General features: G+C 46.8%; 9 protein-coding genes, 2 rRNA genes and 3 pseudogenes (1 of these 14 running past the window's edge). 12 read left to right on the top strand and 2 right to left on the bottom strand.

Going from position 1 to position 13468, the window contains the following annotated elements:
- Both B4V02_RS23110 and rrf read left to right on the top strand, forming a co-directional pair.
- Positions 1–820: ribosomal RNA gene (locus B4V02_RS23110) — 23S ribosomal RNA — on the top strand; it begins 2106 nt to the left of the window's first position.
- A gap of 152 nt (positions 821–972) precedes the next feature.
- Positions 973–1089: ribosomal RNA gene (gene rrf, locus B4V02_RS23105) — 5S ribosomal RNA — on the top strand.
- Positions 1090–1270: 181 nt separating this feature from the next.
- Here the strand turns inward: rrf and B4V02_RS26215 are convergent.
- Entirely contained in the window at positions 1271–1429 is a 159-nt protein-coding gene (locus B4V02_RS26215) for a hypothetical protein (RefSeq protein WP_167383779.1), read from the bottom strand.
- 496 nt (positions 1430–1925) lie between these two features.
- Here B4V02_RS26215 and B4V02_RS26870 point away from each other — a divergent pair.
- The 4 genes and pseudogenes from B4V02_RS26870 to B4V02_RS23085 form a co-directional block, all read left to right on the top strand.
- A pseudogene (locus B4V02_RS26870) lies at positions 1926–2151 on the top strand (carbohydrate ABC transporter permease); the annotation flags it as partial.
- Positions 2152–2226: 75 nt separating this feature from the next.
- Positions 2227–2968: pseudogene (locus tag B4V02_RS23095) on the top strand (carbohydrate ABC transporter permease).
- 29 nt (positions 2969–2997) lie between these two features.
- Positions 2998–4489 (top strand): annotated as a pseudogene (locus B4V02_RS27260) (sensor histidine kinase).
- Positions 4470–5654 carry a response regulator gene (locus tag B4V02_RS23085; protein WP_094156583.1) on the top strand — a complete coding sequence of 395 codons (1185 nt, stop codon included), beginning with the start codon at positions 4470–4472 and terminating at the stop codon, positions 5652–5654. The pseudogene B4V02_RS27260 and the gene B4V02_RS23085 overlap by 20 nt, the downstream one beginning before the upstream one ends.
- Before the next feature lie 35 nt (positions 5655–5689).
- On the opposite strand, the gene B4V02_RS23080 is transcribed toward B4V02_RS23085, so the two are convergent.
- Positions 5690–6637: a LysR family transcriptional regulator gene (locus tag B4V02_RS23080; RefSeq protein ID WP_094156582.1), complete on the bottom strand. Its 948-nt coding sequence runs from the start codon at positions 6635–6637 to the stop codon at positions 5690–5692.
- Between the two features lie 186 nt (positions 6638–6823).
- Between B4V02_RS23080 and B4V02_RS23075 the strand changes: the two genes are divergently transcribed.
- From B4V02_RS23075 to B4V02_RS23050, 6 genes are all read left to right on the top strand, one after another.
- The gene (locus B4V02_RS23075; RefSeq protein WP_094156581.1) at positions 6824–7414 is read left to right on the top strand and encodes a UbiX family flavin prenyltransferase; all 591 of its coding nucleotides are present in this window, start codon (positions 6824–6826) and stop codon (positions 7412–7414) included.
- Positions 7415–7434: 20 nt separating this feature from the next.
- A complete protein-coding gene (locus tag B4V02_RS23070) occupies positions 7435–8853 on the top strand; it encodes a non-oxidative hydroxyarylic acid decarboxylases subunit C (RefSeq protein WP_094156580.1) in 1419 nt (472 codons plus the stop codon).
- Between the two features lie 41 nt (positions 8854–8894).
- Positions 8895–9131, top strand: coding sequence for a non-oxidative hydroxyarylic acid decarboxylases subunit D (locus B4V02_RS23065; protein ID WP_007428428.1), 237 nt, complete (start codon positions 8895–8897; stop codon positions 9129–9131).
- Between the two features lie 59 nt (positions 9132–9190).
- Positions 9191–9652 (top strand): hypothetical protein, encoded by a 462-nt coding sequence (locus tag B4V02_RS23060; protein WP_094156579.1) that lies wholly within the window; start codon positions 9191–9193, stop codon positions 9650–9652.
- Between the two features lie 88 nt (positions 9653–9740).
- Positions 9741–10901, top strand: a complete 1161-nt coding sequence (locus tag B4V02_RS23055; protein ID WP_094156578.1) for a serine hydrolase domain-containing protein — start codon at positions 9741–9743, stop codon at positions 10899–10901.
- Positions 10902–11066: 165 nt separating this feature from the next.
- On the top strand, positions 11067–13403 hold the full coding sequence (locus tag B4V02_RS23050) for an Ig-like domain-containing protein (protein ID WP_094156577.1): 2337 nt from the start codon (positions 11067–11069) through the stop codon (positions 13401–13403).
- Positions 13404–13468 lie beyond the last annotated feature (65 nt).

Genomic DNA, 13468 nt, shown 5'->3' with positions numbered 1-13468 from the left:
GCTTTACTGCAGCTTGATATTGAATTTGGGTACGATCTGTACAGGATAGGTGGGAGCCGTTGAGCCTTGAGCGCCAGCTTGAGGGGAGGCATCCTTGGGATACCACCCTGATCGTATCTAGGTTCTAACTTGGTACCGTAAGCCGGTACGAGGACAGTGTCAGGTGGGCAGTTTGACTGGGGCGGTCGCCTCCTAAAGAGTAACGGAGGCGCCCCAAGGTTCCCTCAGAATGGTTGGAAATCATTCGAAGAGTGCAAAGGCAGAAGGGAGCTTGACTGCGAGACCTACAAGTCGAGCAGGGACGAAAGTCGGGCTTAGTGATCCGGTGGTACCGCATGGAAGGGCCATCGCTCAACGGATAAAAGCTACCCTGGGGATAACAGGCTTATCTCCCCCAAGAGTCCACATCGACGGGGAGGTTTGGCACCTCGATGTCGGCTCATCGCATCCTGGGGCTGAAGTAGGTCCCAAGGGTTGGGCTGTTCGCCCATTAAAGCGGTACGCGAGCTGGGTTCAGAACGTCGTGAGACAGTTCGGTCCCTATCTGTCGTGGGCGTAGGAAATTTGAGAGGAGCTGTCCTTAGTACGAGAGGACCGGGATGGACGTACCGCTGGTGTACCAGTTGTTTCGCCAGAAGCACAGCTGGGTAGCTATGTACGGAAGGGATAAGCGCTGAAAGCATCTAAGCGTGAAGCCCCCCTCAAGATGAGATTTCCCAATTAGTAAGACCCCTTGAAGACGACGAGGTAGATAGGTTGGGGGTGGAAGTGCAGTAATGCATGGAGCTGACCAATACTAATCGGTCGAGGGCTTATCCTAAAGATAGGACGCAATGGAGTTTCGGATCCAGTTTTCAGGGTGTAATACCTTGAAGGTATGTACAAGTGCATACGAAAAACGCATTGAAATTCATTCACACGACTGTGATGAACCGAGTTTCAATACAGAAGAATTTGCGAAGCAAATTCATGTTTGGTGGCGATAGCGGAGGGGTTCCACACGTACCCATCCCGAACACGACCGTTAAGCCCTCCAGCGCCGATGGTACTTGGACCGCAGGGTCCTGGGAGAGTAGGACGTTGCCAAGCACAATAAAAAAGCACACCCTTAACGGGTTGTGCTTTTTTTATTTTGACCGATTTATTTATCGTTCATACACAAGTTTATCGTGTTCCCGATTAAGAGCTTTACAGCATCCTGGTTGTCCTTTGTAAAGTGGTGTCTTGCAGGTTTCCCTAGAACGACAATACGGCACTATCCGAGAGACACTTAATCTATTTCAACTTGTTCTGTCTGGAGAACACTTAAGGCTTGAAGTTTACGTGTAATTTCTTTTTGCCATTTTTTATCTCCGACTTGTACGGCAAGATTAAGAAGATCCAAATAATCGTCAATATGCAGGGAGGTTTTGCTGAAAATTTCTTTCACTACGGTCCTGCCTCCTTTGAAGTCTATGTGTATTTATCATTTAATAATGATAATCATTATCAAGATAATGAGCTTAAACATATTATGCCTGTGTTCAAGATAAATTGCAAGTTATGTATAAATAAATTTTAAAGCACGTAAATAAGGACTTAGGAAACAGCCTCTTCGCCTTAGGTTCACACATTGTTCACGCCTTTTATATGGGTCACATCATGATAAAAAAAGTGTGTATTGAGTGCCCGCGAATGAGGAGACAATTAAGTAATGCTTCAACAAGAGGATGAGACAGATTATGGGCGAACAAAAAAAGTAAGCGCTTGCTATTGTGATGGGAGCGCCTTGCCATTGACACTGACAGTCTGTATTCATGGACGGAGCGCAAGTCCGGAGAGTTCAGGTAACCAGGGAGGAGACACCTCAACAAAGGGTGTACCGATGCCTTCCAGAACATTAATCCTGACTCGAGCCTTCCTTCATATAAAATAATTAATTAGGCCGATATATCACATTTTTACTCATTTTGCCGATAATTAGAATATCATGGTATTAGCTTTTATCGGTTCTCTGCAATCCTTCAATTTGATCTGGGTGATGACGGGTGGAAGTCCGGCTCATGCGACGGATACGGCAGTGCGTTGGCTTCGATTCTCGAAATCATTTGCTTTTCATTTACAATTGTGATAAATTTTGTTTCCAAACGGATCGAAAATAAGGTAAGCTAAAGGAGAAGGGGCTGTTGAACGTCATGAAAGAAAACGGTGGTTTTTTCCCTATTGGCCATATTAATGATTACGCAGCTGTATCCGCTCTTCTGGCTACTAGTCTACTCGTTGAAGACGAATGAAGAAATATGGAGCGCAAGCTTCTTTGCACTCCCTGAAGTGCCCAGTAGGACAACTATCAGGAAGCCTATCAATTAGGGAACTACCTGCGTTATTTAGGAAACAGTATGCTGGTGACCGGGGCTACGATGAGGTTCGTCATTGTATTAAGCTCAATGACTGCTTATGCGATTATACGTTTTCGCTAGCGCTTCGGAGCTGCTGTACTGACCATGTTTTTGACCAGGATGATGATTCCGTTGCAGGCTACACTGCTGCCGTTGATGGTGATGTTTAAAAATGCCCATGTTCTGAATACGTATTTCTCGCTGATTTTACCCATATCGCTTTCCAGACACCGATTGCGGTCTTCATCCTATCTGGCTTTACGCGGTCTGTTCCCCACGAAATTGAAGAATCCGCTCACATTGACGGAGAAAGCATTTATCGCATTTTCCGCAGTGTAATCTTACCTATCTCGATTCCACTCATCATGACGGTGTGTATATTAACTTTCATTAATATCTGGAATGAATGCATTATGGCTTCTACCTTTATCTCATTCGAAAAGCTCTATACATTGGTTAGCCCGTGTTCTGTGAATTACGATAATGTTGGCGCTTTCTTGGTCATGGGAGCTTTACCAGTCATTATTATTTGTTTTGTCTTGTCCAAAAAGTTTACCAAGAGCATGGTAGCGGGAGCAGTTAAAGGATAGTCGGCCAAGGCGAGAGAGCGCACAGAGGAATGCTGCGCCGTTTTCAATCCATTCAATACCGTTTGTTTGTTCTTTTCCTGTTGAGCATGTCCGGCATTGTACTGGCGGTGAGCCTGTTGTTTTACAGCTGTACTACGGTGCAGTTCCATGGTGAGGCCAGTGAACTGGCACGTAAAAATATTTCCCAGATAGCGGGGCTGTTCGAGTAGCTTGCCTGCTGTTAACTACATCAACGAACGCATGATTACGAATATGTTGGGAGCTATCTATTATTCGCGGGAGGACCTGATCGGCATTCATGTTATCACGGACTCAGGCAAGGTATACAACTACGGCAACCATATGAATGTCATTGATTACTTATTACACACACGGAATGGTATAAGAAGATTCGAAAGTCAGTGGGCAAAATCGCATGGCTGGGTGTGAATCTTCATTCTGTCATTGATCAGGTGGAAACCCAGACCTGTATTGCGTATGAACGACAGCTCTATAATCTGGATGAACACAGGCCGATCGGTAGTAGCAGCAGGTACCGGAGGATGATGTCATTTGCAGATTGGGGTAAGAAGAGAGTTGTAATCGCTTCCAAATTATTGTTTGCAGATTGGTCGGTCTTATTGTGGCCTTCAGCGAGGATTTGAACGTGGAGATGGTGCGAAATCAAAGGTATTTGCTTATTTAGCACCTATATTCATTATTGTGTCCGCGTTAATTCCATCTATCGTCTTCAGAGGAATTTCACCTACGTTCAAACGCGTCATTCGGGAAATGAAGCGGGGAGACGGGAAATTTCCGTCATACAGTAAACAGCGAGTCATATGAAGTAATCACACAGTTAGCCACTTCCTTTAACCATATTGTAAGACAAATTGCAGAACTGATCGAATTGTTTCGTATCACATCAGTCAGTGAGAAAAATGCAGAGCTGCCATGGGCTACAGATGCAGGTTAATCCACATTTTCTGTAGGATACGTCGGATATGATTTATTGGATGTTGGCTGGAAAGAGGGGGCCGATGTAAGCCCTCGTGAGAACTGGAGCAGATTGGTCATTGTCTTACCATTATTCAGGCCCGGCTGCAGGGCAGGGTATCTGTAGGTATCAGTATGGATGAGCGGTGGCTGGATATCCGTTTGTCAAAGATAACCTTGCAGCCGTTGATTGAAAATGCAGCGAAGCAAGGGCTGGGGCCGCAGATTGCGGATACAGGTGGCAAGCAGCTCGTTTGAGGGGAGGGGCTTGACAGAGCATTAAGCCTGCACATCATCGACAACGTTGCAGGGATGGAATACGAGCGATGGAAGGTGGTCCAGATAGCATTGGCAGAACCCGGCAATCAGACGGGCAACGAGCAGGCGGGAGGCATCGCTTGCAAAACTTATATTTAAAACTACGGCACATGTTTGGAGAGGAATACGGTCTGCGGATCTCCAATACACCTGAGGCTGGAACGACAGTCACTGTAAGTGTGCCTTTGACACAGAAGGAGGAAAAATAATGAATATTCTGATAGCTGATGATGAAAGTATGATTCGGCAGGGGGTTCGGCGTACGATTAGCCAGGCTCTGCCAACCTGTGTCATTCATCTCGCAGCTTCCACTGAGGAAGCTGCAGGCATCCTGGCGGAGCATCCCGTCGATATTGTATTGACCGATATCCTGATGCCAGGCATGGATGGTCTGGAATTCATGCGCATTTCCAAGCGAAAGCATCCTCATCTACAGTGGGTTGTCATCTCGGCCCATTCCGACTTCCAATACGCGCAAAGAGCAGTGAAGCTGGGTGCCAAGGATTATCTGTTAAAGCCAATTGGCAAAAGGAAGCTGCTGGAATGTATTAATGTGCTGGCTGCCGAAGCGCTTGTCGCTTCGCAGCAGGCCAATGAGGGCAGGCTTCTCAAATGCAATATGGTCTATTTGCGTGAGGCTGTTTTTCAACGCTATGCACTTGGACTGGACACGGGAAAACTGGATATACAGCCCTTTATCGAAAATTATCCGGAGTTTCATCTCTTTATGGTTCGCATGGAACCTGATCATAAGCAGACGCATTTGGAACATTTTATGATTGAAAATGTACTGTCCGAGCTCATTGAGGCGGGAGGCAACGGCTTTGTCGTCAGTCTCGAACGTCACAGCCTGCTGGGCATTGCACGCCTACAGGATGAAGCAGAGGCCGCACGGCTGGAGACGCTGCTCGAATCTCATTTGAAACGTTATGTGAAGGTGCCCCTGCAAATTACGCGCTCAGGCGTTCATCATAATTTTGCAGCCATACCTGAAGAGGTAGCAAGGCTAAGACGGACGACAGAGGAGATTGCAGCCGCAGCGACGGACACTGGTGAATGTCTTCGTAAAGGTATGCATACGGTGGATGTGGCATTGCAATACATTCAGGCTCATTTTACGGAGGAGCTGTCGTTAGAAAAGGTAGCTTCGGTCGTCTTTTTGAACCCGGTCTATTTCAGCCAGTTGTTCAAACAAAAAACGGGACAAGGCTATAAGGATTATGTCATTTGTTTACGGATGGAGGAGGCGAAACGGCTGCTCGGTGATCCCCATCTGCGGCTGGCTGATATTTCAGAGCGGATCGGCTACCAGGATATGCGGCATTTTACACAAGTATTCCGGCGCAAATGTGGAATGACTCCGACAGAGTATCGACACCAGGGAGTCAAGTAGGACAGGATATACAATCTGATCTGAATAGTGAGTGTCTATGTAATATATGACTGTTCTGTGAGTGGAGTTTCTACTCTGGAGCAGTCTTTTTTTGTGTCCCCAGCTCCAGCTTGTAGGTACTCAACTAATTTGCGAGCTGCATTGGACAAATAACGATCTTTGCGCCAGACGACGGCTGGTCGGGTAAAAGGGAAGGGCTCCTTAATAGCTAGTGTACGAAATCTGTCGCCGTACTCTCGTCCCAAGCCAGTGTCCGGAATGATTGTAATGCCCATGCCTGTTGATACAAGTGAGAGAATGGTCGATATTTCAGGACAATCCAGTACTACACGGGGGATAAGATGCTGCTCCTGAAATTTGCGAATCACAGTCTCGTATACCCCAAGCCCTTCCGTTCGGCGTGCCAACAGGAGGTCATAGTTGGCGGCTTCCTGTAACGTGATTTCACCACTCGGATGACGATCAGCCCATTCACACGGAAGTACCACGACAAAAGGAGCCTCCTCTAATTCTAGTGTATGGTACGACTTGTCATCTACCGGAAGTAGGAGCAGGGCCAAATCAACTTTATTTTGATGCAGCAGTTCTTCCAGGTGATGCGTGTCCCCATGCCCTATTTTGATGTACACCCCCGGGTAATCCTGATGAAAGCGACTGAGAGGCCCGGTAATCAGAGACATACAGACCGATGAAGTACCTATGGACAGAGTACCGGTGACATTGCATTCAAATTCACCAATTTCTCTACAGGTGTCTTCCATCTCGGTCAATAATCGCTTGGCGCGGGTGTATAGTGCGTATCCGGCCTCAGTTACCTCCCATTTCTTTCCTTCACGGTAAATCAGCTTTACACCGAGCTCATCCTCCATATTTTTGAGTTGCTGACTTAATGGAGGCTGAGCCATGTTAAGCCTTCGGGCAGCCTTTGTGATTTGTCCTTCTTCGACAATGACGCAAAAGTAGTGCAGATGCTTTATATCCATTTAGGCTACCTCCCATTTCTGAACAACTTCAGCATGAATACTTTTAAAGTATGCATTACATATATTATATATATTTTTCGTGTGTACATAAGAGGCGTATAATTTTTTACAGAGATGAATTGGATATAATTTCTAAAAGCAGAGCGTTGCCAGAGAACAGAGATCATGGAGTGTAGGAGGGGACACATGAAGAAAATCATTGTAGGAATATCAGGAGCGACGGGGTCGATCTTCGGTATCCGTATGCTGAAGCATTTACGAGAGGCTGGAGCCCAGAGCCACCTTGTGTTATCTCCATGGGCTAGTGCGAATATTCCCTATGAGACAGGCTACACGGTAAAGGAAGTGGAGGCGATGGCAGATGTGGTTTACTCGTACAAGGATCAGGCTGCACGTATTTCTAGCGGCTCCTTCCGAATAGACGGTATGATTGTTGCTCCTTGCAGCATGAAGACGCTCGCCTCCATTCGCATTGGAATGGCAGACAACCTGCTCACCCGAGCAGCAGATGTGATGTTGAAGGAACGAAGGAAGCTGCTGCTTATGACAAGAGAAACACCATTAAGCAGTATCCACCTGGAAAATATGCTGGAACTGTCACGCATGGGCGTGACGATCCTGCCGCCGATGCCTGCCTTTTATAACCATCCTGCAACGATTGAAGAAATGGTGGATCATATTGTATTTCGCGCATTGGATCAGTTCGACATCGTTACAACCGCAGCCAAACGCTGGGATGGAATGAAGCAGACTGAATCCGCACTACACCAAAATTGAAAAACAAAGGAGAATGAATGATGGCCTATAAAGATTTTCGTGATTTTTTGCATACTCTGGAGAAAGAGGGACAATTGCTCACGATTAGCGATGAAGTAAAGCCGGAGCCGGATATTGCAGCAGCAAACAGAGCATTAAACAACCTTGGAGATAAGACACCGGCTTTATTCTTCAACAATATTTATGGCTATACGGATGCTCGTATTGCAATGAATGTGATGGGCTCTTGGCCCAATCATGCTCTTATGATGGGAATGCCAAAGAACACTCCGCTCAAAGAGCAGTTTTTTGAATTTGCCAGACGCTATGAACAATTTCCGGTACCTGTGCAGCGGGAAGAAACGGCTCCTTTTCATGAAGTGGAGATTACAGAAGATATTAATTTATTTGATATTTTGCCGCTGTTTCGTTTGAACCAGGGAGACGGGGGATTTTATCTGGATAAAGCTATTCTGATCTCGCGCGATCTGGATGACCCGGATACGTATGGCAAGCAAAATGTCGGTTTATACCGGATGCAGGTGAAAGGTAAAAACCGCTTGGGCATTCAGCCTGTACCTCAGCATGATATAGCGATCCATATCCGTCAAGCTGAGGAACGCGGGGAAAATTTGAAGGTAGCGATTGCCCTGGGATGTGAGCCTGTTATTACGACGGCTGCTTCTACACCGCTGCTATACGATCAATCCGAATATGAGATGGCAGGTGCCATTCAGGGTGAGCCTTACCGTGTGGTTAAAGCCAAGGATGCGGACTTGGATCTGCCTTGGGGAGCCGAGGTCATTCTGGAAGGTGAAGTGTTAGCGGGCGTACGGGAGTATGAAGGTCCATTCGGTGAATTCACAGGCCACTATTCCGGTGGTCGCGCGATGCCAGTCATTCAGATTAATCGTGTATATCATCGTAAGCAGCCCATCTTTGAGCATTTGTACATCGGAATGCCTTGGACGGAAACGGACTATATGATTGGTGTAAATACAAGTGTACCGTTGTTCCAACAGCTCAAGGACGCATTTCCTAATGAAATCGTAGCCGTTAATGCCATGTATACGCATGGGCTGGTCGCTATTATTTCTACGAAGACCCGGTATGGAGGCTTTGCGAAGGCTGTGGGGATGCGTGCGTTAACGACTCCGCATGGATTGGGATATTGCAAGCTGGTCATTGTGGTGGATGAGGATGTCGATCCGTTCAATCTGCCACAGGTCATGTGGGCTTTATCTACCAAGCTGCATCCGAAGCATGATGCTGTCATAGTCCCAGGCTTGTCTGTTTTGCCGCTTGACCCCGGTTCCGATCCGGCAGGTATGACGCACAAAATGATACTGGATGCGACGACACCTGTAGCACCGGATATTAGAGGTCATTACTCGCAGCCGCTTGATTCTCCGCTGGGTGTAGCAGATTGGGAGAAAAAGCTGAGCCAAATGCTTCGTTGAATATGTTTGAAAATAAAGAAAAATTAAAGGAGTGCTGACAGATGCATATTTGTCCCCGTTGTGAGTCCAATCGTTCAGAAGTTGTTTCCAAATCACCGGTTGAAGGTGCCTGGGAGGTTTTGTTGTGTCCTGTATGTATGTTCACATGGCGAACCTCGGAACCAGATAGCATTACCGATCCGGCAAAGTATAAATCAGCGTTCAAAGTCGATCCCCGGGATATTCCGAATGCGATCCACGTACCCCTGATTGCAGAACGGAGACAGGATCGTTCGTAACTGGATGTAAATTGTGGTATTTTGAGTATATGGGCCGAATGTAAAGGGGGTTATACTTAATGCAGATACCAAGGATCGGCAAGGAGCTGTTCATGCTGCTGGACGGCAAGACACTGGAGAACAAGCAGCATGAAGCGATGATGCTGCTGACGATCACGGAGGATCAGTGGCCGCACATTGCAATGATTAGTGTAGGTGAGATTGTTGCGCTGGACGAAGGGAATTTGCGGCTGGCACTATGGCCGGGGACGACCACGACGGGCAACATGATCCGTACCGGGAAGGCAACGCTTGCGGTATTCATCGGCGGAAAGGCGCATTATGTACGACTGTCATTGCAGCATCTGCCGATGCTGCCCGGAGCCAAGCATGTACGTGAGCGATTTGCGGCACAGGTATTCAAAGCCCGAGAAGATTCGGCCCAATATGCAGATATTGTGACAGGTGTTACGGTCCGGCTCAAGGAGCCGGAAGCGGTGCTAAATCGCTGGAGAGAAACGGTGGCAGAGCTGTTAATGTAAAAAGGAAACAGGTTGAGCTTGTTGGTACAGGAGATTGGAGCGCGAGGGAAAGCTTGTTTCTTTTGAAGGAAGAACAGGAGGAATGAATATGTCTCGTTTTGACAAGGTAGACCAGCTATTACAACAATTTGTAGCGAATGGGCCGGCAGGGTGTGGCTGTGCCATTGCACAAAATGGTCAAGTGTTGTATGAAGGGTATCACGGATATGCTGATCTGAAGGCTCGAAAACCAATCACTGAGGATACAGTGTATCGCTTGTTTTCCATGACAAAGGTTGTTGTATGTGCGGCTGCACTTATGCTGTACGAACGTGGGCAATTTTTGTTGAATGAGCCTTTATATGAATATTTACCCGAATATCGTGATGCGGATGTATTCAAAACCGCACCCAACGGATACACCTATGTGGATAAGGCGGAAAACCCCATTTTAATTAAGCATATATTTAATATGAGTGCGGGCCTTCCTTACGCTTCCGAGTCTTCAGATACAGGAAAAGCGATGCAGAAGGTCATTACAGCATTAAAGGAAAAGCAGGGGAAATATGACTTGCGCACAGAAATTAAAGCGCTTTCTGAGGTTCCACTTGCCTTTGAACCGGGAACACGATGGCTATACGGATATGGACATGATCTTGTTGCAGGTCTTATTGAAGTGATTTCAGGTAAATCATTAGGGCAATTTCTAAAGGATGAAATATTTGATCCGCTTGGCATGAACAATACAGGCTACCGTTATCGTGGAGATATTGCATCACGCATGGCCTCCGTTTATCAACGGACAGACACCGGGAAACTTGAAAAAATAGAGGGTTTTTTGGATGAATATCATCAGCCAGACGCTATATATGAAAGTGGAGGCGCAGGTCTGTATTCGACAGTCAAAGAGTACCTCACATTTTCACAAATGCTGTCGAATGGCGGCATGGTAGACGGTGTGAGGCTATTGGGGAGAAAAACGATTGATTTAATGCGCACAAATCATCTGAATACAGACCAATTATCCGATTTTACGAATTCATATCATACAGGTTATGGTTACGGACTGGGCGTACGCACACTAATGGATAAAGCGGCCGGGCATGCAAACAGCTCTATTGGAGAATTTGGCTGGTCGGGAGCAGCGGGCACTTGGGTTTCTATAGATCCGAGCGAGCAGTTCTCGGTCGTTTATATGCATCAGCTTCATCCCAATATGGAGGAATACCACCATTTGAGAGTTCGTGCAGCAGCCTACAGCTGTTTGTAAAAGATACTTAACGGTTTGACCTTTGTCAGTGCCAATTCTAGTTAATAAGGACCAAATTTTCTTTAAAGCCTAAACTATTCTTTTCCATATGTCGACATTAAACGTAGGTATAAGGATTTTGCGGAATCCTTCATTTTAAGTTTTGAAATGGGAGGGAATTAGATTTTGAAGAATAGGTGGTCTGGTTTTCTGGCGTTGGTCATCCTGATCTCAAGTTTTACATCATATGCAGGGTTTGCACACGCGGCTGATCTGGTGCTTTCCAAGATTGTCCTTTCCTCTAACGAGGTAACTGTGCAACAGGGAGATACGGCCGCATTGACGGCTACGGCTATTTATACGGATGGGACGACTTCCAATGTAACCGTAAGCACGGATTGGAAAAGTGATAATACAGCTATTGCTACAGTATATAACGGCACAGTTTCAGGCAAGGGCGAAGGGGAAGCGACTGTGGTTGCGACCTATAAAGATAAGATACAGTCGGTGCAGGTACATGTAACGAAAAAGGTTAAGGCACTGACATCCAGTGCACAAAGCCTGAGCCTGCGTTCAAATGGCACAGGGCAGATTGATCTGACAGCGACTTACAGTGATAATACAACAGCTCAGGTTTCGGGTGATGCTACCTGGACCTCGGATAATCAGAAGGTAGCAACCGTAGTTAACGGATTGGTTACTGCTCAGGGAGCAGGCACAGCCAACATTAAGGCCGTATATGGTCAACAGACCGTAACGATTGCCGTGCAGGTGGAACAGGTTAAGCGTTTGGATGTCAGTCCATCAGAGGTTTCCCTTTTGTTGAAGGATACGGAGAAGGTTAAGCTGACAGCGACGTTTCCGGATGGAACGGTTCAGGACGTTACAGAGTCTGCCGAGTGGAGCTCCAGTAATGCAGCCGTGGCAGATGTGCTGAAAGGGGCTATTACCGGCTACAGCGCGGGCAAGGCGACGATTACAGGTAAATATGGTACCATGACCGCTACCATTTCGGTGGATGTGGACCAAACGAATAAGCTGAAAGCCAGCGAATCCGATATTTTCCTCCGTTTGGATGAATCCAAGAAAATTCAGGTTTCTGCTGTTTACCCGGACGGGACGGTAACAGATATCACAGATAAAGCTACCTGGACATCAAGCGACGAGAAAATCGCGACGGTGAATAAAGGAACGATTATGGCCATTGGAGCCGGTTCAGCTACAGTGAGCGCCAAATATGGTGATAAGACCGTTTCCATCAAGACAGACGTCGAAACTTCCAGATATCTGGATTTGAGTGAGGACAAGCTGAGTCTGAATGCCAAGGAATCCAAAAAGCTCAAGCTGACCGCTACGTACGTAACAGGCGCGGAAGAGGATGTTACAAGCAAAGCAGAGTGGAAGTCCAGCAATGAGGATATTGCATTTGTCAGCAAGGGTGAAGTAACGGGCTATAAAACGGGTGAGGCCACGATCACGGCGTCTTATGGCGGTAAAACAGTCACAGCGACAGTATCCGTGAATGTGCCTGGTGATTTGGCTTTGTCCTCCAAAACAGCAACAATTGATATTAATGAGGACTATACGGCAACGTTGACCGCTACTTATGCCGATGGGCGTAAGGAAGATGTGACACAAGATGCGGAATGGACTTCAAGTGCGGAAGACATTGCTTCCGTATCCAAAGGAACGATTACAGGGAAATCATCCGGTAAAGCGGTTATTACAGCAACCTACAATGGCAAAAAACTGACGATCAACGTACAAGTGGGCTTGGTAGACCGGTTGGAAACCGACTCACGTGTAATTGCGCTCGGTGCCCAGGAAACGAAGCAGCTGAAGGTAACAGGCGTCAAAAGTGGCGGTACAAAAACAGATGTAACCAAGGATGCCACTTGGACTACCAGCAATGTGAAGGTGGTCGAGGTTAGCGAGGGCTTGATCAAAGCGAATGGCAGCGGCAAGGCAACCGTTACAGCTTCCTATGGTAAGCAAACCATTACGTTTACAGTGGAAGTGGACGTAGCACAAAGGATTGAAGCAGATGCGGTCTCGTTATCACTCAAATCCGGTGATCAAAAAACCATCGCGATTGTTGTTAAATCCAGTGATGGCAAAGAAAAGGATGTTACAACTCAAGCTGAATGGAAAACATCCAATTACAAAGTAGCTACAGTTAAAAAAGGCCAGGTTACCGCGGTCAGCTATGGTAAAGCTAACATTCAGGCGAAGTTCGGCGGAAAGGTGATCAGCGTACCTGTGGATGTAGATACACTTAAATATTTGCAAACGGACGAAGTCGCCTTGAATTTGAAGGCTGGGCAGCTAGCTAAAGTGACAGCTACAGCCACGTACAAGGATGAGTCGGAAAAGGATGTCTCCAAACCGGCTGTCTGGTCCTCGTCCAGAATTATTGTCGCCACCGTCAAAGACGGCAATATTAAGGCACAGGGCAAGGGGAAGGCCGTGATCACGGTCAAATATGCAGGCAAAATGACGAAGGTACAGGTGACCGTTCAGTAAGAACAAAGGGGTGTCCCAAAAGCCATGAAAATGGCTGTGGGACGCCCCTTTGCTTTGGTAAAATG

The sequence above is a fragment of the Paenibacillus kribbensis genome, assembly GCF_002240415.1.
Lineage (GTDB): Bacteria > Bacillota > Bacilli > Paenibacillales > Paenibacillaceae > Paenibacillus > Paenibacillus kribbensis.
The sequence above is the reverse complement of the archived record's forward strand: the minus strand, read 5'-3'. Positions and strand labels throughout refer to the sequence as shown.